General features: G+C 59.5%; 20 protein-coding genes. 4 read left to right on the forward strand and 16 right to left on the reverse strand.

Annotation, left to right across the window (positions count from 1 at the left end; genetic code table 11):
* Window positions 1-15: 15 nt before the first annotated feature.
* The 6 genes from V7747_RS04310 to panB all read right to left on the reverse strand — a co-directional run bounded on the left by V7747_RS04310 (window position 16) and on the right by panB (window position 3,756).
* Window positions 16-627 (reverse strand): LysE family translocator, encoded by a 612-nt coding sequence (locus V7747_RS04310; RefSeq protein WP_335614812.1) that lies wholly within the window; start codon window positions 625-627, stop codon window positions 16-18.
* 122 nt (window positions 628-749) lie between these two features.
* Window positions 750-1,166, reverse strand: coding sequence for a GFA family protein (locus V7747_RS04315; RefSeq protein WP_335614813.1), 417 nt, complete (start codon window positions 1,164-1,166; stop codon window positions 750-752).
* A gap of 17 nt (window positions 1,167-1,183) precedes the next feature.
* Complete coding sequence (locus tag V7747_RS04320) at window positions 1,184-1,876, reverse strand: aspartate/glutamate racemase family protein (protein ID WP_335614814.1); 693 nt, start codon at window positions 1,874-1,876, stop codon at window positions 1,184-1,186.
* Window positions 1,877-1,981: 105 nt separating this feature from the next.
* Window positions 1,982-2,212 (reverse strand): hypothetical protein, encoded by a 231-nt coding sequence (locus V7747_RS04325; RefSeq protein ID WP_335614815.1) that lies wholly within the window; start codon window positions 2,210-2,212, stop codon window positions 1,982-1,984.
* Between the two features lie 78 nt (window positions 2,213-2,290).
* A complete protein-coding gene (locus tag V7747_RS04330) occupies window positions 2,291-2,815 on the reverse strand; it encodes a hypothetical protein (RefSeq protein WP_335614816.1) in 525 nt (174 codons plus the stop codon).
* A gap of 155 nt (window positions 2,816-2,970) precedes the next feature.
* Complete coding sequence (gene panB, locus V7747_RS04335; protein WP_335614817.1) at window positions 2,971-3,756, reverse strand: 3-methyl-2-oxobutanoate hydroxymethyltransferase; 786 nt, start codon at window positions 3,754-3,756, stop codon at window positions 2,971-2,973.
* Window positions 3,757-4,220: 464 nt separating this feature from the next.
* On the opposite strand from panB, the gene rarD reads away from it, so the two are divergent.
* Together rarD and V7747_RS04345 are read left to right on the forward strand one after the other, a co-directional pair.
* Window positions 4,221-5,123: an EamA family transporter RarD gene (gene rarD / locus V7747_RS04340; RefSeq protein WP_335614818.1), complete on the forward strand. Its 903-nt coding sequence runs from the start codon at window positions 4,221-4,223 to the stop codon at window positions 5,121-5,123.
* A gap of 154 nt (window positions 5,124-5,277) precedes the next feature.
* Window positions 5,278-6,996, forward strand: coding sequence for a sensor domain-containing diguanylate cyclase (locus V7747_RS04345; RefSeq protein ID WP_335614819.1), 1,719 nt, complete (start codon window positions 5,278-5,280; stop codon window positions 6,994-6,996).
* Between the two features lie 16 nt (window positions 6,997-7,012).
* Here the strand turns inward: V7747_RS04345 and V7747_RS04350 are convergent, their stop codons facing one another.
* The 9 genes from V7747_RS04350 to V7747_RS04390 all read right to left on the reverse strand — a co-directional run bounded on the left by V7747_RS04350 (window position 7,013) and on the right by V7747_RS04390 (window position 14,848).
* Window positions 7,013-8,383, reverse strand: a complete 1,371-nt coding sequence (locus V7747_RS04350; RefSeq protein WP_335614820.1) for an ATP-binding protein — start codon at window positions 8,381-8,383, stop codon at window positions 7,013-7,015.
* On the reverse strand, window positions 8,380-9,057 hold the full coding sequence (locus tag V7747_RS04355; protein ID WP_335614821.1) for a response regulator: 678 nt from the start codon (window positions 9,055-9,057) through the stop codon (window positions 8,380-8,382). Before V7747_RS04355 ends, V7747_RS04350 begins: the two co-directional genes overlap by 4 nt.
* Before the next feature lie 69 nt (window positions 9,058-9,126).
* Window positions 9,127-9,735: a hypothetical protein gene (locus V7747_RS04360; protein WP_335614822.1), complete on the reverse strand. Its 609-nt coding sequence runs from the start codon at window positions 9,733-9,735 to the stop codon at window positions 9,127-9,129.
* 141 nt (window positions 9,736-9,876) lie between these two features.
* Complete coding sequence (locus tag V7747_RS04365) at window positions 9,877-10,407, reverse strand: AAA family ATPase (RefSeq protein WP_335614823.1); 531 nt, start codon at window positions 10,405-10,407, stop codon at window positions 9,877-9,879.
* Between the two features lie 100 nt (window positions 10,408-10,507).
* Window positions 10,508-11,296 (reverse strand): class D beta-lactamase, encoded by a 789-nt coding sequence (gene blaOXA, locus V7747_RS04370; RefSeq protein ID WP_442909177.1) that lies wholly within the window; start codon window positions 11,294-11,296, stop codon window positions 10,508-10,510.
* A gap of 34 nt (window positions 11,297-11,330) precedes the next feature.
* The gene (locus V7747_RS04375; protein ID WP_335614824.1) at window positions 11,331-11,819 is read right to left on the reverse strand and encodes a GFA family protein; all 489 of its coding nucleotides are present in this window, start codon (window positions 11,817-11,819) and stop codon (window positions 11,331-11,333) included.
* Window positions 11,820-11,981: 162 nt separating this feature from the next.
* Window positions 11,982-12,551 (reverse strand): hypothetical protein, encoded by a 570-nt coding sequence (locus tag V7747_RS04380; protein ID WP_335614825.1) that lies wholly within the window; start codon window positions 12,549-12,551, stop codon window positions 11,982-11,984.
* A gap of 31 nt (window positions 12,552-12,582) precedes the next feature.
* Complete coding sequence (locus tag V7747_RS04385) at window positions 12,583-13,782, reverse strand: serine hydrolase domain-containing protein (protein WP_335614826.1); 1,200 nt, start codon at window positions 13,780-13,782, stop codon at window positions 12,583-12,585.
* Between the two features lie 154 nt (window positions 13,783-13,936).
* Window positions 13,937-14,848: a YihY/virulence factor BrkB family protein gene (locus V7747_RS04390; RefSeq protein ID WP_335614827.1), complete on the reverse strand. Its 912-nt coding sequence runs from the start codon at window positions 14,846-14,848 to the stop codon at window positions 13,937-13,939.
* Window positions 14,849-15,267: 419 nt separating this feature from the next.
* Between V7747_RS04390 and V7747_RS04395 the strand changes: the two genes are divergently transcribed.
* On the forward strand, window positions 15,268-16,395 hold the full coding sequence (locus V7747_RS04395; RefSeq protein WP_335614828.1) for a zinc-binding dehydrogenase: 1,128 nt from the start codon (window positions 15,268-15,270) through the stop codon (window positions 16,393-16,395).
* A 105-nt stretch (window positions 16,396-16,500) separates the two neighbouring features.
* On the opposite strand, the gene V7747_RS04400 is transcribed toward V7747_RS04395, so the two are convergent.
* Window positions 16,501-17,154, reverse strand: a complete 654-nt coding sequence (locus tag V7747_RS04400) for a DUF2959 domain-containing protein (protein ID WP_335614829.1) — start codon at window positions 17,152-17,154, stop codon at window positions 16,501-16,503.
* 601 nt (window positions 17,155-17,755) lie between these two features.
* On the opposite strand from V7747_RS04400, the gene V7747_RS04405 reads away from it, so the two are divergent.
* The gene (locus V7747_RS04405; protein WP_335614830.1) at window positions 17,756-19,222 is read left to right on the forward strand and encodes a CHASE domain-containing protein; all 1,467 of its coding nucleotides are present in this window, start codon (window positions 17,756-17,758) and stop codon (window positions 19,220-19,222) included.
* Window positions 19,223-19,340 lie beyond the last annotated feature (118 nt).

A 19,340-nucleotide genomic window follows, 5' to 3' on the forward strand; every position in this document is an offset into this window, starting at 1 on the left:
CCTGACGCAGCTGGCTTAGCGGCTGGTCGCGGCCAGCCCCAGTCCGAAACACATGAAGGTGCCGCCGCCCAGGCGGTTGACCAGACGCCCACCGTTATCGGACGCCAGCCACTGCCGGGTGGTTCTGGCCAATCCCGCATAGATCAGGTGAACCACCACCAGTATCAGGCTGTAGGTGCAGACCAGCAGCGCAAACTGGCCAACGTGCGCGCTGTCGTAGGTGACGAACTGCGGCAGGATGGAGAGGAAAAAGAATACCGCCTTGGGGTTGGTCAGCTGCAGGCCAAGACCTTCGGCAAACTGGCGGGGCAGGCTGCGCGGGCTGGCCGCGCGCAACTCGATGACCGCAGGCGGCGCACGCCACAGCTTCACGCCCAGGTAGATCAGGTAAGCGGCGCCAATAAACTTCAGTACGGTAAAGGCGATAGCCGAGGTCGCCAGCAAAATCCCCAGCCCGGTAGCCGATACCCCGGCAACCAGAAAGGCACCCACTGCCAGCCCAAGTATGCCGCCAATGGCGCCGCGCACACCAAAGCGAATGGCGTTGGTCAGCGTCAGCAATACGCCGGGGCCGGGGCTCATGACAGTGGCTACAGTGATGATCAGAAACAGCAGGTAGGCGTCCATGTAGCGCTCTGGTTAGACCTCACAACAGGTTTTCGGCCGCTTTGATTGTGCTGCAGTGTTCGGCAGACGGGAAGGGCTGGTGCGATAAAAAACTGCCTGCCGCTCTGCCGTGCCGGTAGCTGCTACGGGTCTTTCGGAAAAGTCTCAGCTCCGGCTGGAATGGCAAACCAATCCTGCTTCTCACTGACCCACACATGCTTGGTCGGCTGAATAACGCGGGTGTCCGACAGGTTGCTGGGTTTGAGTTTGATCAGCTCCGGCTGGTCAGGGTTGACGTGATAGATGCGATTGCCGCAGGTGCCACAGAAGGCCGCCGCGTTGGTATTGCCACTCTCGGCAAGGCGGCTCCAGTGTTGCAGTTGGCCGCTGAAACGCAAGTTACTCTTCGGCACCAGCGCAGTGATGCTGAAGGCGCTGGTGGAGAGCTTCTGGCATTCCCGGCAATGGCAGGCAATGATTGCCTGCGGCGGCGCCAGTAGCTCGTAGCTCACCTGACCGCATTGGCAGGAACCGGTAATCGGGTAATGGATTTCGGGCATTGAGCTGTCCTCGGTGGTCAATCAATCAGGGCCTGGCTGACGGCAGCCTGCGCATGAATGGCGGTGGTATCGTACAGGGGCACTGTGGTGTCAGCCTGGCTCACCAACAGGCCGATTTCCGTACAACCCAGTATCACGCCCTGCGCGCCGCGTGCGGCCAGACTATCGATTGTCTGCAGATAGGCCGCGCGCGAGGCACTCGTGATTGTTCCCAGACATAGTTCTTCGTAAATGATGCGGTGTACCTCTGCGCGCTCCGCCGCCTCGGGCACCAGTACCTCGATGCCTTGGGCCTCCAGGCGTTCACGATAGAATGCCTGTTCCATGGTAAAGGCAGTGCCGAGCAATCCTACTTTCTGCACGCCTTGCTGTTGCAGTACCTGCGCGGTTGCGTCGGCGATGTGTAACAGCGGCATGCTGGTGTGCTGCTGAATCTCCGGCGCGACCTTGTGCATGGTGTTGGTGGCAATCACCAGAAAGTCGGCGCCGGCCGCCTGCAGCGATTGCGCAGCCTGGCTCAGCAGCTGCGCCGCTGCGGCCCAGTCACCGCGCTGCTGCAAGGCTTCTATGTCGGCAAAGTCCACGCTGTAGAGCACCAGCTTGGCCGAGTGCAGGCCGCCCAGTCGCTGCTTGATGCCCTGATTGATGGCGGCGTAGTAACTCTGGGTCGACTCCCAGCTCATGCCGCCGAGCAGGCCGATGGTTTGCATATGCGCTCCCAAATTTGTTCGGCTCGTGCGAGTCCGCAGCGAGCTGTGCAGCCAGTCTAGCGCTGTAGGCAGGCAGAGGAGCAGTACAGTTATCGAGTAGCAACGCTAGTCGCCACCACCGCCACTGTCACTACCGATATCGACCCCGCCCGTTTCGACAGTGAGTTCCTGCTCTGTGGAAATCCGCACACCTGGGAAGTAGCGTCGATGCAGCCATTCGATAAGCGTAAATACGATGGCGCCAATGATGACGAGTGAAACGAAGCCATCCCCTGTGGGCATAAATACCGTCCAGATGAGTAGGGTAGTGAGCAGTGAAAGCAGGTAGCGGTACATGATTCTTCCTTGATCCAGTGATGAAGCGCACTTGGCCGTGAGCGAGTGTAAGGGATAACCCCTGGCCAAAAAATCCGCTTACAGCCGGGTCTCGGTAGCCGCATCCGGAATGTGGAAACCTTCAGGTACGCGCCGCGCTTCATAGCGCGTGCCGGTGGTCAGACTGTCGTAGATCATAAGGTCGTCAGTCAAACTGATGACGTTATAGGCGTCGTAGTTGTCCGCCTTGCTGGGGTCGGATGGGGTAAAGGCGTCGCCTTCCAGCCAGCCGCGGAAAAAACCGAAGTAGATAGGCCCGGCTAGGCCCCATTGGCCCAGCTCGGTGCTGTTTTCTACGTGACCGCGGGTACTGGTGCTGCGAAAGTCGACCTGATAGGTGCCGTCGGCGTAGCGCTGGGTAATCCACTGTATGCGTGCGCCGTCTTCATCCACCCGGTCGCCGTACCAGCGGCCGACCATCGCGTCCCAGCTACTCTGGCGCTCATCAGCGCTGCTCGCGTTCCAGTTCAGTTCCAGCGTAGGCAGGGTGATCTGAACGGTTTCTTCACGGCAACCGCTAAGGCTGACCAGCAGCAAAAACAGAATGCTCAAGTTACGCGACATGAATGCTCCTTGCGTGGCGGTCTTGGTGTGCAGATGCGCTGAACACTGCTTGAAAACAGCAGGCCCTTATGCAGGATAGCTGGCTTGTGCGGGAAGCGGCAGACCGGGCGAGGCGCTGCTTGGTTGGCAGCGCCCCGCCCGCAAGGGACACGGTGTCAGCGTTTGCCGGTACCGGTGAACTGGATGATGTTGTTGGGGAACTCCAGAGTCTCTACCTCGGCGGTAAAGTCGCGCGCCACCTTGAGTATGGTATCGCTCACATGGGCATACTGCTTGGAGAAGGGCGGCCAATAGTCGCCCAACCCCAGGGCGTCGTTGATCACCAGCACCTGACCGTCGCACTCCGGGCCTGCGCCAATGCCAATGGTGGGAATGCCCAGCGCGCGGGTGATCTGCCCGGCGAGGGTATAGGGGATGTGCTCCAGGACCACCATGAAGGCACCGGAAGCCTCGATCAGCCGCGCTTCATCCAGGATGCGCTGCGCTTCGGCATCGGTGTTACCGACCTTCTTGAACGAGGTTGCGGTTTGCGGCGTCAGTCCGGTGTGCCCAACGACCGGTATGTCGTTATCCACCAGATGCCGAATGACCTCAGCCTTGGGGCCTTCCAGCTTGATGCTGTTGGCACCGGCGGCAATCAGGCGGCGGGCACTGGTCAGTGCGGTCTGCGGGTCGGTATCGGTCAGGTAGGGCAAATCCCCAATGATGTGCGTGTTGCGGGCACCACGGCGCACCGCGCCGATGTGGTACTCCATGTGCTCCAGGGTCACATCACGGGTGCTTTCAAACCCCATCTCCACCATACCCACGGTATCGCCCACCAGAATCACTGGCACGCCAGCTGCCTCGATGCCACGGGCAACCGGGCAGGTATAGGCAGTCAGCATGGTGATCGGCTTGTTGCCCTTTCGGGCAATAAAATCAGCTGCGTGCAGAGTCATGTGATGTCTCCCAATTGACTGAAAACGACGCGGGATCACGGTGCAGCCATCACAACAGGCAGGGCCGCAGGCCGCGTCGTGCTGATGAAATACCAGCAAATGCCGCGGGGCTCAAGCATCATTGTTTGCGGTTATTTCCCTGGCGGGCTGGGATAAGCGCCGATGTTGCCAGTACGGGGCCAGCGGTCATCGGGATAAAAACCTCAGGAACCCTGCCCATTGTGGTCGGCAGCATCGCCTGCACAGGGGCGGCATTCGAGGTCAGCGGCGATCACTTCACGGTCAATGCGGTTCGTTGCGAATAACCAGGGCACCACTCCAAGCACGCGCACCCGAACGCGCACAGATGCAATGCGCTGTTCTGATATTCCCCTAGATGCACGCAGGTTTTGATTGGCAGCATTGAGCTCGTCTGTAGAATGGTCGCACGCCATTCCTGCCTACCGACCCGAGCGTGTCATTCCATGAAATCCAACGAGAACAGCCAAGGCGTTGTTTACGGCGCTGGTGCCTACCTCATGTGGGGCTGCTTTCCGCTGTTCTTTGCCCTGTTTGATGGCGTTCCGGCCTACGAAATATTGGTGCACCGGATTGTCTGGTCCTGCGTATTCCTGGCGCTGGTGATCACACTGATGCGTCGTTGGGCGCCGGTCGTCTCGGCCTTGGCGCAGCCGGCCCGCCTGGGGCGTGTGCTGGGCTGCGCGGTGCTGATTGGGCTGAACTGGGGGGTGTACATCTACGCGGTAGAGACCCACCATGTGCTGCAGGCCAGCCTGGGTTATTTTCTCACGCCGCTGGTGAATGTGGCACTGGGGATGCTGGTACTGCGCGAGCGCATGGCCCGCGCGCAAGGTGTGGCGGTCGCGCTTGCGGTGGCTGGCATATTGGTGCAACTGGTCATGCTAGGCAGTATCCCCGCCATTGCCCTGATTCTGGCGGTCAGCTTTGGTACCTACGGCCTGTTGCGCAAACAGGTGTTGCTGGACGGGCTCTCAGGCCTGTTTGTCGAGACCCTGTTGCTGTTGCCGGTGGCCTTGCTGGCGCTGGCGGCACTCGCGCAGATGGGACTGTCGCACTTCACTCGTGACGCGAGCACCCTGATGCTGCTGTTAGCCAGTGGCGTGGCAACCGCCATCCCGTTGCTGGCCTTTGCTGGCGCGGCGCGCCGGTTACGCTTGGCGACCCTGGGATTTCTCATGTACATCAATCCGAGCCTGCAGTTTCTGATTGCCGTGTTTGTATTCCGTGAGAGCGTCAGTGGGGTGCAATTGGCCAGTTTTGCGCTGATCTGGCTGGCGCTCCTGCTGTATTCCTGGTCGGCTTGGCGCGGTATGCAGAGCGCGAAAAAACAGCGGGCAGCGCTATAATCGGTGGCAATCGCGGTCTGCTGCATTACCGTTCTTGCGTAGCAGCGACATGGCGCGTGAGACTGCGCCTATCGTCCCGGTGCTGGCAGGTTGTTGTTGCAAGGATGCTGCAACAGACCACGCAACCTAGTTGAGGAGCCTTGTTATCAGGCTAATGAATACGCTCAAGAGCCGTTTGACGCTGCTGTTCGGTGGCTTGATTCTGGTGTCGACCATCATCAGTACGGCGCTGCTCAGCGACCTTGCCGTGGATGCCATGCACCTGTCCACGGGGCAGAATCTGCAGGAGGTTGCCAGCCAGCTCCGCGATAAGATCGACCTTGACCTCTATGAGCGCTACAGCGATCTGAAGGTGGCGGGCGCCTTTGCCACCGACCGCCTAGCGTCCCAGCGTACGCCCGAAATAGACTCCTTGCTCAATGCGCTGAATGACAACTTCCCAAGCTACGCCTGGATTGGTCTGGTCACGCCCGACGGCACGGTACTGGAAAGCACGGGTGGCATGTTGGTAGGGGTCAACGTCAGCCAGCGACCCTGGTTCCAGCAGGCGATGGAAAAGCCATTTCTGGGTGATGCACACGAGGCGCTCTTGTTGGCCGACATGCTGGGCGGCGAAACGGATACGCCGCTGCGCTTTCTCGATGTCGCCGTGCCGTTGCGGTCGACCGATGGCAGGTTGTTGGCGGTGCTGGGCGCACACCTGTATCTGGACTGGGTGACCAGCATGGGTGAGTCCTTGGCCCCAATCAATAAGCGTCTTGGGTCCGAATTTCTGGTGGCAGACGAGCACGGCGTGGTCTTGATGGGGCCGCCAAACAGCATGGGGAAAAGCCTGCCCGATGCGCTGCTGGCCAAAGTCGCCGGCAAGGAGTCAGGTTATATCACCGCGTCGCTGCCGAGCAGCGAGGCCGCAGCCCGCCCCCAGGATTATCTGGTGGGGTTCAGTCGCCTGAAAGACCGCAGCGAGTACGCCAGCTTTGACTGGCTGGTGCTGGTCCGCAAGCCGACAGCGGCCGCTTTCCAGCCGGCCAGGGAGCTACAGCGTTCGCTCGTTCTGGTGGGCGCGCTGGTTGGTCTGGTGTTGATTTTCTTTGCCTCCGTGGCGGCGCGATGGACCACGCGTCCGATCATCAAGATCACCGAAGAAGCCAGCAATCTCGACCCACAGAACCCGGACAACTCGATTCAACTGCGAGAGGACTACGCAGAGGTAAAAACCCTTTCATCCGTCTTGCGCGATCTGATTCGTAATCTGGCGAATAAAACCCGTGAGATGAACGAACTCAACACGCACCTTGAAGCGCGCGTTACCGAACGTACTCAGGCGCTGGAGCAGGCCAATCAGCAGTTGGAGATGACCGCGCGTACGGATGCATTGACCGGCCTGAATAATCGCCGGCATTACTTTGAGCTGGGTGAGGTGGCCATGAAAAAGGCCATACGTGCTGCTAACCCGCTCTCTGTAATCATGTTTGATGCCGATCACTTCAAAGCGGTGAACGATACCTACGGCCATGGCGCTGGTGATGACGCGCTGGTGCATCTCGGTCAATTGGCCCAGCGTGTGCTCCGAGATACCGACATTCTGGCGCGGGTAGGCGGTGAGGAATTTGCCATCGTGTTGGAAAACACCACCGAGGAGGCGGCGGCTGAGGTAGCCGAACGCCTGCGCCTCGGTATCGAATCAACACCCTTGCCGCTGGAACATGGGCCGCTCGGGTTGACCGTCAGTGTAGGGGTGGCCTGCGTGACGCCCACCGGTACGGATGATCTAGACGCCTTGCTGGCGCTGGCTGACAAGGCGCTCTACGCAGCAAAAAGGGCAGGGCGCAATCGCGTGGTTCGATATTCAGTGTTGCCGGGAACGGGGTAGCAGGGTGAGCGCCTGCTCAGAGGCGAACCCGAAAAGCCGCGCCGCCCAACTCGGCTTTTTCTACAAATAGCTCGCCGTCATAGCTTTCGAGAATGTCCTTGACCACGGCAGTGCCGATGCCTTGGCCGGGGTGCTGACCATCCAGCCGCTCGCCGCGCCGCAGAATACGCTCCCGCTGGCTGATGGGTACGCCGGGACCGTCATCCTCGACGCACAGCTGGCACCCGCCGTCACTGATGCTGGCGCTAACGCGAACCTGGCCAAGGCACAGGCGGTAGGCGTTTTCCAGCAGGTTGCCCAGCAGCTCAAGTAGCGCCGCGCGCTCCATGGGAATTTGCAGCTCAGGATCAAAGGCGCGTTGCACGGTCACCTGTTTACCGGCGTACACCTTGTCGAGAGCTTCGCAGAGGTTGTCCAGTACCTGCCGGAGCAGAACGCGATGGCGTATCAGGCCGCTTTTGCGCAGGCTGGCGCGTTGCAGCTGGTAGCTGATCTGCTGACTCATGCGTTCTATCTGTACCTGCACTATGCGGGTTTGTTCGCGGTTCTCCGGGTGTGCGGCGATGATTTCGCTGGCGCCCTGCAGGACTGACAGCGGCGTTTTCAGGCTGTGGGCCAGGTCGTCCAATGAGTGACGATAGCGCTCACGCTGCTGGCGCTCGCTGTCCAGCAGGCGGTTCAGTGAGCCAGTCAGGCGCAGCAGTTCGCTGGGATGGGCCTCGCTCAGACGCTCGCGGTGGCCGCTCTCCACCTCATCCAGCTCCCGGCGCAAACCACGCAGACTGCGAAAGCCCCAGGTCAGACCGAACCAGAGCAGGCCGAGCAACAGCAGCAGTGCCAAGCCCAGCCACAGGTACAGCTGCTGCATGAAGCCGTTGTACAACGCCTGGGTATCGCTGGCCGGTTGCAGGGTAACGATGCTGAAGGCCGCGCTTTCGCCGCGCAGCAAATCGACCTCTACGTCGTACAGATAGAATTCATCGCCGTTGCCATCGTCGATGCGCAACAAGCGGTTGCCGCCGCCGTCGTAGCGCGGCAGATAGGTGACGGAGATGCCCTTGGCAGAGCGCGACTGCCAAACCAGATTGCCCTCACGGTCGTAGATAAAGCCCAGGAGCTTGGCGTCGGGTATGTCGAACTCTTCGTCCGGCAACTTGCTGGGCATGCTCAGCTTGCCGTTGTCGGTTCGTGCGGCGGAAATCAGTGCCCCGGCATCGGCTGCCAGACGTTTTTCTACCGACTGTTCCAGAGCAATCAAAAAGGCACTGCGCAGCGCTGGCAGCAGAGCCAGCATGAAGAGCACCGCCAGTACCGCACTGCCAAGCATCAGGCGCCAGCGCAGTGACGATGACCAGCGGCGCTGCAATCGGCCCCGGGTCGATCTCATCGGCAACGCTCGGTAAACAGATAACCCTGGCCACGCACTGTTTCTATCGGCTTGAATCCGTTGGCGTTTTCCAGCTTGCGGCGTAGCCGGCCTACCAGCACTTCGATCACGTTGGGGTCACGCTCGTCATCGTCAGGGTAGAGCTGTTCGATCAGGCGCTCCTTGGGCACCACCTGCTGCTGATGGCGCATCAGGTATTCAAGAATGCGGTACTCAAACGCCGTGAGATTCATGCTGGCGCCGCCCATCTGTGCCTGCTTGCGGTTCATGTCCAGCAGCAGAGGGCCGGCTTCGATAGTGGACTGGATAAACCCGGCGGAGCGGCGGAGCAGGGCGTTGAGCCGCGCCTCAAGCTCCTCGAACTGGAAGGGTTTGACAACGTAATCGTCAGCGCCGGCGGCCAGACCTTCAACCTTGTCCTGCCAATTACCGCGAGCAGTGAGGATCAGTATGGGGAAGCGCTTGCCACTGCTGCGCAGCTGGCGGATCAGATCCAGCCCACTGATGTCCGGCAGGCCAAGGTCGATGATGGCCAGATCATGGTGATACTCCTCGGCGCGATAAAGCGCCTCTGCAGCGTCAGCGACCGCGTCTACTACGTGGCCCTGGTCGCCGAGTCGGGTATAGAGATGGTGACGCAGCAGCGCCTCATCCTCCACGACCAGCAGTTTCATGGTTGTGTCCTCTTCCTCGAAAACGAAGACGGGCCACCGTCAGGGTGGCCCGGTACCTTCGCGATCAGCCTAGAACTGGTAGTTTGCGCCCAGATACCATTGGCCGCTGCTGTGCAGGTCGACCTTGCCCAGCGAACCTGCTCCGTGCGGTGCCACGTCGACAGTGGCATTGCTGCGCAGGTAGCGATAACCGCCCTCCAGGGAAACGCGCTGGCTGATGTCCTGCAGCAGCCCAGCCTGCAGGCCGGCAGCATAACTGATATTGCTGTCATGCGAGAAACCCGAGCCATTCTGCTCCAGTTTCACCAGCCCCAGGGTACCGCCACCAAATACCTGGGTGCCGCTCTGATTCAGGGGGTAAAACACGTCATAGCTGCCCAGCAGGTTCTGCTGACGTAATTTCAGGCCGTTGTTGCTGCCGGAGATGTATTCGTAGGTGGCGTAGTAACGCGCGCTGTCATTCTGCTGACCGGCGCGTACGCCCCAGGTGGTTTCGTTATTGATCACGCTGTCGAAGTTGGGGTTGTTCAGGTTCGCGTTCAGCGCCGAAGATTTCTGCATGTTGTTGCTGGTCTGCCCCCAGGTAAGGCTGGCGAAGTTCTCGTCGGCCTGGGCTGCAGTGGCGGCGCAAAAAACCAGAGGGGTCGCTAGAACCAGTTTGGTGATAGTCGATTTCATGTGATGCCTCTCGAATAGCTGTGGATGTGGCAAGTTCGAGAGTCATGATGCAGGCGGGTAACTGAACGCTGGCTGAACCCTTGCTGAACAGTAGCTGAACGAGCGGCTCTTTACAGCGTCCAGCCAGTGCGCCGCGTACGCCTACAGGCTGGCAAGCAGCAGGCGCGCTTGCGCCGGGGAGGTCAGGCGCACAAAGCGAATCTGCTGGCTGCTTTCCATCGTCTGCTGCAGCTGCGCATAGCGGCTGCGGTTGTGTTTGTAGTTCTTGAATAGCCAGAGAAAGATCGAGTTCTGCGACAGGAACGAGCGGCGGAATGACTCCGTGTTGCCAGTGCCGGGCCATAGCTCCTGCCGGGTAATGACACGCTGCGTGGTACGTTTGAACAACTGCCAGAACGTGCGCGCAAAGGAATAGTCGAGCCAGATGATTGTATCGGCGTTCTGCCATTTGATCGTGCTGGTGCGGCTGTAGTTGCCGTCCAGTACCCAGCGCGGGCCAGACACAGCCTGCGCGACTTTTGGGAAAAACGTCGCATCGTTCGACTCGCGCCATTGCGGTAGCCAGAACAGCTGATCCATATGCACGCAAGGGCAGGCAAGCCTGTCGGCCAGTTGCCGGGCAAAGGTCGATTTGCCGCTGCCGGTGGTACCTATCACGTTGATTTTTTGCATCTGAAATACGGTTTAGTCTGTTGGCGCGCTAGCTTACTGCATGGCGCTTTGTTGTCTCGGCGGCTGGTACAAGCAGGGTCAGGTGAGTTGCGGCTTGACCTCAGTCGGCTGCGGGCAGCGCATCAATGCTGCGTAGCACAGCACGGGTAATGGCTTCGCGCTTGTGCAGGTCGTCCAGCCGGTTGGGGGTGTCGATATTCAGCGCAAAAAACACCGGGCCTTCTGGCCACTCAACCCAGCCTACCCACCAGCCGTAACGACCCTCCCAGCCGGTTTTGGCGCGCAGTATCCAATCGCGCTGGGCTTCCACAATCATCACGTCCTTGGTCAGCCGCTGATGCGCTACATCGAATGGCAGCTGATTGCGGTAAAGCTGCTGCAAAAAGGTGATCTGCTCCCTGGCCGAGATCGCCAGCTTGCCGTCGATCCAGTAGTCGCCTCGCGCTACGCTGGGGTCGGCATTGCCGTAATTCAGCCGCTGCAGATAGGCGCGGGCCTTGGGCTCGCCGATGGCATTGGCAAAACCGCGATACACCCACACGGTGGAGTGGCGCATGGCCGAGCGCAGGGTCTGATCCTGATTGTGGCCGGCGTAGCTGTGCTCTACGCCATTCCAGGGGAAGACCTGAAACTCGTCCGTCACCGCGCCCGCATCCAGCGCCATCAGCGTATGTGGAATCTTGAAGGTCGAGGCAGGCGAGTAGCGCTTTGCGGCGCGCTCGGGGTTATGCACCCAGGTGGGTTTGCTCGGCTGGCGTTCATCCACCACCACAATGGTGCCTACGGCATCCTGCGCGGCAAATACCGGAGCCCAGTCGGCGCGCTCCTGCTCGGCGGCTTGCAGTGGCAGGGCAAGGAAAAACAGCAGGTATAGCGTCAGTCTTGGCATGGTTAGACATTCTGGATTGGTTGTATTGTGCGCACTAGCTGTTTAGCCCCAGCCGTTCGTGCCATTCGGCCAGTGATTCATCCGGGTACACATCAAACAGCTTGTCATTCGGCGCGGCCTGTACGTTAACCCAGGGCGCCTTTGAGCCCAACATCAGGTGCGTGCGCTCTGGCGGCACCGGCAGCGGGGTATCAATGGCTGAGGCCAGTGGGTGCACCAGCTCTGGCCAGTTCGGGTCCCAGAGCCAGAGCGCGCTGCCACACTCGCTGCAAAAATGCCGTTGCCCCGAGCTTTGCCGCTGCTCTGCGGTTTCAGCGTCGGTGATCATCGCCTGATACACCTTCACATGCTCCATGCCCGCGACCTTGAGCGTTTGATAATCGCCGCCCAGGTTGATGGCATAGCCGCCACCGCCCGCCGTCTTGCGGCAGATGGAGCAGTAGCACAGGTTGAACGGGTAGGGCTGCGCGGATTCCAGCGAGAAGTGAACGCGGCCGCAGTGGCAGGAGCCTTCCAGGTGCATGGGGTACCTCCGTTGATAAACGCAGCGTGCAGGGTGGGATGAAGCAGACGCAGGCTGCTAGAACAGGGATCACGAAGCGCGCTTTGGGTTCAGTCGGCATGACGGCGCGTTTGGCGAATGGCAGGCTAACAATCAATAAAACGTCCCACATTTAGTCCCTGTTCAATTACAGAGGGTTACCGCCTTGTTCCAGAAAGCAGGATTCACACTGTCGCGCTGGCATTGCTCTAGGGCGGTGACTATCGGCGCTATTGATTCAATCTGTAATGGCGCCAAGCCCGGCGCCGCCAACTCGACTGCATACGCCTGCTTTATCGACTCCACGCCGTTCGTCAGTGCTGCAAACTCAAAACGAACAAAGCGCCCGGCGCCTTGGCTGTCTGTACCCGAACCAAGGGCCACCGCACGACCTGTGGCGACTGGCGTACCCGCCGCCAGCAGGCTGGCGGTCGTCTGCGTTGCGTCGGCCGCCAGGGCTCGATGGCGAGTGGTAACCTGCAGATCCCAGGTACTCTCGCGCTCGGCTATGACTCTGACTGAGAGGTAGAGTCGCTGCCCGTCCGTGTCACGTCGCCGTGCGGCGCAGGTCACTGCACCGATCTTCCGGGTCGCACTGATCTGCCATCCCTGTACGACCGGCAGGCGCACCTCCTGCGCCATGGAGCGGGCTTGGGGGGCCTTTGGAATGACCATCAGGAGTAGCAGCAGGGCGCAGGGCAGGAATGCTTTCATGGTCGGAATCCAGCTAGGTCAGGGTGATAGATCAGGGCTGGGCCTCGTTATCTATGGCCTGTTGCACCTGCCGGAAGAACGCGAGGCGCTCTTTCCCCTGGCTGCCGCCCTGCATATCGGTGGCCTGCGGCCAGTTGCCGTTGGAGGCGATCACCAGTTGGCGTTTGGGGTCGATAAAGATGCCCTGACCGAAAATGCCCTGGGCGATATAGGCGCCGTCATCCAGCGTCCACCACTGGTAACCATAGCCAGCACCGGGGCGGCCAATATCCGCCTGTTTGGTGGTGGCCTCGGCAATCCAGCCCACGGGTACTACCCGTTCGCCATCGGCAATGCCGCCACCGAGCATGAACAGCCCGAAGCGAGCATAGTCACGGGTCGCGGCCTGAATGCAGCAGCCGCCAATTTCATGCCCGGTGCTGCCCAGCAGCCAGGTCGCGTCCTGCTGCATGCCAAAGGGCTTCCAGACCTTTTCGGAGAGGTATTCAGCCAACGGTTTGTTGGCGGCGGAACTGGCCAGCACGCCAATCAGGTTGGTCTCGCCGGTTTTATACACCCACTTGGTGCCGGGTTCGGCTTCGGACTGCAACTGACGCATGTAGCTCACGGTCGCATCCACGCCCGGTTCGGGTGTGTGCTTGTTGAACTGCGCCACATCCGATTGCGGGTCGGCGTAGTCTTCGTTCCAGGCCACGCCCGAGGTCATGGTCAGCAGCTGCTTGATGGTGACGTTGTCGTAGGCCGAGCCCTTGAGGTCGGGAATGTAGTCAGAGACCATGTCGTCGACGCTGTTGATGTAGCCGTCTTCAATGGCGGCTCCTACTAAGGTAGAGGTAAAGGATTTAGCGACCGAGAAACTGGTCCAGCGGCCCTCGGGGCCAAAGTCGAGGCCGTACTTCTCCAGCCGTATCTTGCCCTTGTGCACTATGATCAGCGCAGCAGCGCGTTGCGCGTCCATATAGGCATCCACGTCGACGCCCACGTCCAGGGGCGCTCCCTCGGGCAGGGGATAAACCTTGCCGCCAGCCGTAATTACACTCGATTCACTCAGCAGCGGTACACGATCCAGCGCCCGAAAGCCCGCATCGCGCTGCTCGGTAGACCAGAAGAGTACATTGGTATCGGTGGGCAGGTTCAGCAGCAGCCGGCGCATGTCCTTGTCGGCCGTTGCCCAGACAATGCCGCAACCCACTACCAGCAGCAGTGCTATCGAGATGATTCCCTTTTTCATGCCTATGCTCCGTCTTATTGTTGTTTGGGTATCTTAGGGGCGGGCGCGGGCTGTCGGGTGATTTTTTAAACTTATAAGCCGTGGTGATTGCTGGGTATTGGTCCATTTTTGCTGGTTACAAAGCCAACGCCGAGCCATGGCCTTGCTAGCCGCATTAGCCTCCCTCCTGGGGCGCCTGGGCAATCAGCTCCCGCTGCACGCGCACCGCCGTGCTCTTGGGGCGCACAGACTTGCCCCGGCCCTCCAGATGCGCGCGGGTAAAAGCTGCGCCAAACAGCAGGATCATGGATGAATAGTTCACCCACAGCAGCAGCAGCGCCAGCGAGCCGGCGGCGCCGTAGGCCGATGCCGTGGCAGTATAGGCCAGATAGGTAGCGATCAGCGAGCGGCCCACGGTAAACAGCACGGCGGTAATGAAAGCGCCCAGTATTACCTCGCGCCAGGACAGCAGCACGTCGGGCAGAATCTTGAACATGGCAGCAAACAGCAGGGTAGTGACGAGCAACGACAGCGCCAACTCCATCCCCACCATGGCCGGGCCAGGAATCGGCAACCAGCCTTCGGCAAAGGCCGTGAGGGCGCTGAAGGCGACCGACAGCATCAGCGACACCAGCAAAATGAAGCCAATGGCCAGAATGATGGTGAGCGATAACAGGCGGCTTTTGATAAACAGCCAGAGATTGTTGCGCGTCGGCCGGGGCGCCACGCCCCAGATCTGATTCAGCGACTGCTGCATCTTGGCAAACACCGTGGTGGCGCCCACAACGGTGGCAAGAATCCCGATCAACGCCGGCCAGGGGCCGCTATTGTCAATCTGCGAATTAACCACCGCGGTTTGTATCACGCCGGCGGCCTCTGGCCCGAGCGTGCCCTCCAGCTGCGCAAACAGCTCCCCTTGTACAGCGCTCTGACCCAGAATCAGCCCAACCAGGGCCACCACCACAACCAGCACCGGTGCGATGGAAAAGACGGTAAAAAAGGCCAGGGCGGCAGCGTAGATAAAGGCCTGGCTATCAAGCCAGTTCTGGATGGCGGCGCGGAGAATGCTGAACCAGTGTTTCAACATAGGGCGGCGCTGCGGTGAAAGCTGAAAACCATTGTCGAAAGGCCTTTTCTTGATATCAGTCTTGCGGGTTTGGGCCATTGTAGACACAGGCGCTCAAGCCTGACCACTACGCGAGCCGGTTTTGGCGGCGGCGGCGAGGGCGCTGGAAGGGTCTGTCACGGCTGATTCAAGGGTGTGAGGGTAAGGCCGCCCAGGCAGCAGGCGAGGAGTGAGGCCCCGCCGCGGCACCCTTGAGCGAAATGTCGCCCCATTCACAGCCGTCACCCACAGGTTAAAGCGTTCATGTGAATGGGTTTTAAGGCCTATGATAAGACAGTCCCGCGACGCGGATCAGGCAGGCGCCAAAGGTCGCTCACTGTTTGTCGGTAGCCAGACCCCTGGGCGCCATGCCAGACCCCACCACCTTTCAGGAGAATAAAATGTCGGACATCAACATCGAACTGGTATCAACCATCAGCGAAGACAACAAACTGGAGCTGGCCCTGCGCGAGATCGAGATCCCCGAGCCGGGCGAGAACGATGTGATCATCCGTATCGAGGCCGCGCCCATCAACCCGTCTGATCTGGGCGTGATGTTCAGCGCCGCCGATATGACCACGGCCAAGCAATCCGGCAGCGCCGAGCGGCCGGTTATCCATGCCGACGTGCCTGCCAAGTTCATGGGCGCGGTTAAAAAGCGCATTGGCAAGGCGATCCCCGTGGGTAACGAAGGCGCAGGTACCGTTATTGCTGCAGGCTCATCTGCCGCGGCCCAAGCCCTGATGGGCAAAACCGTCGCCTTTATCGGCGGTGGCAGCTACCGCAAATTCCTGCGTGCCAATGTGCAAAGCTGTCTGGAACTGGAGTCGGGTACCACTGCGGTTGAAGCCGCCTCCAGCTTTGTTAACCCGCTGACCGCCCTGGCCATGGTCGAAACCATGCGCGCGGAAGGGCACAAGGCGATCGTGCATGCTGCCGCTGCCTCCAACCTGGGGCAAATGCTCAATCGCATCTGTATTGCCGATGGCATCGACCTGGTCAATATCGTCCGCAAGCCAGAGCAGGAAGCGCTGCTGCGCGAGCAGGGCGCCAAGTATGTGGTCAATTCCAGCAGCGACAGCTTCATGGCCGACCTGACCCAGGCGCTGATCGACACCGGCGCGACCATCGCCTTCGATCCGATTGGTGGCGGTCGCCTGGCCAGCGACATCCTCACCTGCATGGAAGCCGCCGTCTCACGCAACATGACGCAATACAGCGTCTACGGATCGGACATCTACAAGCAGGTGTATATCTATGGCGGCCTGGATCGCGGCCCCATCACCCTCAACCGCAGCTTCGGTTTTGCCTGGGGTGTGAACGGCTTCTTGTTGTTCAACGCGCTGGGCAAACTGGGTAACGACACCGTCGCCGCCATGCGCAAACGCATCGCCGCCGAAATCAAAACCACCTTCGCCAGCAGCTACACGCATGAAGTATCGCTGGCCGGTGCGTTAAAACTGGAATCGATGGCGGTATACGGCAAACAGGCGACTGGAGAGAAGTTCCTGATCAAGCCGCAGAGCTGAGATTTGTCTCTGGCCGCATGGCCAGCCCAGAACGCTGGAGCCAATCTGGCTCCAGCGTCTGCCCCAAAGCAATCTTGCCCTCTAAGGCGCTAACGCCATTGCCGACTATTGATCCTGGTTCTGCAAGCTGCTGATAAAAGCTTCTGATTCGGCGATCGATCTTTCCATTTCTCTGATCAGCTGGGCGACATCCGTCTCTATGCTCCCCAGTTCACCCTGGAGCGAGTCAATCGCTCGCGCGTTCAGATTGTGCTTGAGAAACAGCACCTGATCCTGAAAGGCGCGCAACACCGGCTCCATGCTGGACTCAGCGCTGCGCATGGCTTTGATGAGCGCCTGGTATTGCCGCCGGGTCTGGGAAAGCTTGGCGGCACTCTGGCGCTTGAGGTTGGCGCTGCTGTATAGCTCGATTTCATCCTCCCACTCATCGAACAATGCCTCAGACACATCTTCCACCGCATCAATACGATCGGTCACCGATTCAGCGGCGGCTTTGCTGTCTTCGTATTCGCTGTTCAGCTTGTCGTAGCGGGTGGCCAGATCCTGATCCTTGATCTGGATAATGGAGCGGAACTGCGCCAGCGCCGATTCGAATTGCTCTTTGGCATCGGTTTGCGCGTCTTGGGCCGACTCAACCCGATCGACCATGATGTCGCGCTTGTGAACGCCAACCCGTTCCATCGCGCCATAGTAGGCTGACTGGCAGCCGGTCAGCGCGACCAGAAAAAAAGAAATGAAAACCCAACGAGTTAATAACATGTGTCCTTACCTTTAGCTGAATTCCGACCAGTTTGATCAGCGCAAATGAACGCCCTTGTGACGCGAGAGCAGGGGAGCGCCAGGTGCACGAGGCCAAGTGAATATTACTCATCTGACCCCAATTACCTGCCAATTGCATTTGTGCATCGTACAGGCGCCGGGCCTAAGGAATAAAGGTAGGGCGATGTGGCATCAAGCCTGAAGCCCCGTCTGAAAAACCGCCGTTGGCACTCAAGTTCTCGCTCAGCCTATGTCTGGATGCTGAAATCACACAAGGCGTGATTGCCAGCAGCCCTTGCCCATTCAGCAGGGCCTGCTGTTACCTGAGTGAGAGCAATGCTATGGCACGCAGTGATGGTGCTGGCATTTTGCCTGTTTTCCCTACCTCTGTGCGGAACTGTTTCCCTCAAGGGCCCTCATAATCACGAATTGCTGCGCGGTCAGTGGCAGTGGTTATTCGCGTGAATCATTATCGGGAGCCCCTTGCCGTGAATAGTATTAGAACGCTGAAGCCCATGTGGCCAATGGCGCCCATTTGAGGCGCTCTCCCTTCGTGGCCATCGCGATCCTCGCTGTGTTGGGGATGTCTCTTTGCGCGGCAATGAGCCGTAGCTTTTACGTTCAGGAGACCCAGGCTATATCCAGCGAATTTCAGGGGGATGTGGACCAGATTGCCGCAGTATTGGAGCGGGAGGTGCTGCTCAACCTGGAGGTGCTGTTTGCTTTGAAAGCGGCCATCGAGGTGGTACCCGGTATGGATGCAGAGCGTTTCACATCCATCACCGATGGCATACTCGAGCGTTCACCGGTAATCATGGCCTTCGCCTGGGCCCCGATCGTTGAGCGCAGCGAGATAGCCACCTTTGAAAGGGAACAGCAACGCCATTTTCCGGGTTGGCGCCTTAGCGAAAGGGATGCTGAAAACAGAGTGATTCCTGTAGCTGAACGGAGTCTGTACGTCCCTGTGCAATTCATAGCGCCATTGGATAAGAACGCGGCTGCGATGGGTTTTGACCTGGCCAGTGAAGCCAATCGCCGCGCGGCGATCGAAGCCTCACGCGACACGGACAGGCTGGTTGCGACTGCTGGCATCAAGCTGGTACAAGAGTCGGAAAAGAAACAGGGTTTTTTGGTATTTGCTCCGCTTTATAAGGGCCGACCGACCAACCTGGAGCAACGGCGCGAAGCCCATTATGGTTACATCAATGGCGTCTTCCTGGTGGGAGAGCTGGCCAACCAGGCCATTGGTATCAGGAACAACCGCAATCTGCTGTTTCAGGTAGTAGATGTTACCGACGCGCAACCTAACCAGTTGTACAGTAATGCCGGCCCTGCAGAGCCCAAGTGGGTGAGCAGTATGGGTTACAAAACCCTGCTGGCCGAGGTGGCCGGCCGTACCTGGCAGATTCAAGCCAAGCCATCGCAGACCTATGTCGATGCCCGACGGAGCTTTCTGCCAGCCCTGATCATGGTGTCTGGTTCTTTTTTCACCGCATTGCTGGTGATCTATGCGCTGATCAACGTCAATCGGAACCGCGCGCTTGTTGCCAGCAAGGAGAAGCTGGAAAAGATGTCCCTCACCGACGGTTTGACCCAGCTGGCGAACCGACGGCATTTTGATCAGTTTCTTGAGCAGGAGTGGGCTCGCGGTATGCGACAAAGCCAACCACTGTCATTGATCATGCTGGATATAGACCACTTCAAACACTACAACGATCAGTACGGGCACCCCGCTGGTGATGAGTGCCTGAGGAATGTGGCGCGCATTCTACAACGCGTCGTGCGCAGGCCGACCGACATGCTGGCCCGCTACGGAGGCGAAGAGTTCGCGATCATTCTGCCCGACACGGCCAACGGCAGCCTCGTTGCCGAAGCCTGTCGAGCCGCGATTGAACAGGCGGCAATGCAGCACGAGCTTTCCGATACCAGCAAACGAGTGACCATCAGCGCAGGCGTGTGCTCCATGGTACCGAGCGAATCCAACAGTCTGGAAGAGCTCAAAGAACAGGCAGACGCTGCGCTCTACCGCGCGAAAAATGCGGGTCGCAATAGGGTGGAAGGGTGTTGATGTGCGATCGGGCGGTTCATCACGTGCCAAAAATTCTTCGCTTTTTGGTCGCTGGCCTCCGGCCGATACGTCCGGTATTGCGTTGATTATCGTCGGTGAGTGGGAATGGTACGGCATT

It is taken from the genome of Halopseudomonas sp. (assembly GCF_036960865.1).
In the GTDB taxonomy this organism is placed as follows: domain Bacteria; phylum Pseudomonadota; class Gammaproteobacteria; order Pseudomonadales; family Pseudomonadaceae; genus Halopseudomonas.

Excerpts from the sequence above, each read along its gene's own strand:
- V7747_RS04380 (WP_335614825.1), bottom strand. The coding sequence starts at position 12,551 with ATGAAAGCATTCCTGCCCTGCGCCCTGCTGCTACTCCTGATGGTCATT.
- V7747_RS04365 (WP_335614823.1), bottom strand. The coding sequence starts at position 10,407 with ATGCAAAAAATCAACGTGATAGGTACCACCGGCAGCGGCAAATCGACC.
- V7747_RS04350 (WP_335614820.1), bottom strand. The coding sequence starts at position 8,383 with ATGAGATCGACCCGGGGCCGATTGCAGCGCCGCTGGTCATCGTCACTG.
- panB (WP_335614817.1), bottom strand. The coding sequence starts at position 3,756 with ATGACTCTGCACGCAGCTGATTTTATTGCCCGAAAGGGCAACAAGCCG.
- V7747_RS04330 (WP_335614816.1), bottom strand. The coding sequence starts at position 2,815 with ATGTCGCGTAACTTGAGCATTCTGTTTTTGCTGCTGGTCAGCCTTAGC.
- V7747_RS04325 (WP_335614815.1), bottom strand. The coding sequence starts at position 2,212 with ATGTACCGCTACCTGCTTTCACTGCTCACTACCCTACTCATCTGGACG.
- V7747_RS04360 (WP_335614822.1), bottom strand. The coding sequence starts at position 9,735 with ATGAAATCGACTATCACCAAACTGGTTCTAGCGACCCCTCTGGTTTTT.
- V7747_RS04345 (WP_335614819.1), top strand. The coding sequence starts at position 5,278 with ATGAATACGCTCAAGAGCCGTTTGACGCTGCTGTTCGGTGGCTTGATT.
- rarD (WP_335614818.1), top strand. The coding sequence starts at position 4,221 with ATGAAATCCAACGAGAACAGCCAAGGCGTTGTTTACGGCGCTGGTGCC.
- V7747_RS04390 (WP_335614827.1), bottom strand. The coding sequence starts at position 14,848 with ATGTTGAAACACTGGTTCAGCATTCTCCGCGCCGCCATCCAGAACTGG.
- V7747_RS04315 (WP_335614813.1), bottom strand. The coding sequence starts at position 1,166 with ATGCCCGAAATCCATTACCCGATTACCGGTTCCTGCCAATGCGGTCAG.
- V7747_RS04310 (WP_335614812.1), bottom strand. The coding sequence starts at position 627 with ATGGACGCCTACCTGCTGTTTCTGATCATCACTGTAGCCACTGTCATG.
- V7747_RS04395 (WP_335614828.1), top strand. The coding sequence starts at position 15,268 with ATGTCGGACATCAACATCGAACTGGTATCAACCATCAGCGAAGACAAC.
- V7747_RS04400 (WP_335614829.1), bottom strand. The coding sequence starts at position 17,154 with ATGTTATTAACTCGTTGGGTTTTCATTTCTTTTTTTCTGGTCGCGCTG.
- V7747_RS04405 (WP_335614830.1), top strand. The coding sequence starts at position 17,756 with ATGAGCCGTAGCTTTTACGTTCAGGAGACCCAGGCTATATCCAGCGAA.
- blaOXA (WP_442909177.1), bottom strand. The coding sequence starts at position 11,296 with ATGCCAAGACTGACGCTATACCTGCTGTTTTTCCTTGCCCTGCCACTG.
- V7747_RS04355 (WP_335614821.1), bottom strand. The coding sequence starts at position 9,057 with ATGAAACTGCTGGTCGTGGAGGATGAGGCGCTGCTGCGTCACCATCTC.
- V7747_RS04320 (WP_335614814.1), bottom strand. The coding sequence starts at position 1,876 with ATGCAAACCATCGGCCTGCTCGGCGGCATGAGCTGGGAGTCGACCCAG.
- V7747_RS04385 (WP_335614826.1), bottom strand. The coding sequence starts at position 13,782 with ATGAAAAAGGGAATCATCTCGATAGCACTGCTGCTGGTAGTGGGTTGC.
- V7747_RS04375 (WP_335614824.1), bottom strand. The coding sequence starts at position 11,819 with ATGCACCTGGAAGGCTCCTGCCACTGCGGCCGCGTTCACTTCTCGCTG.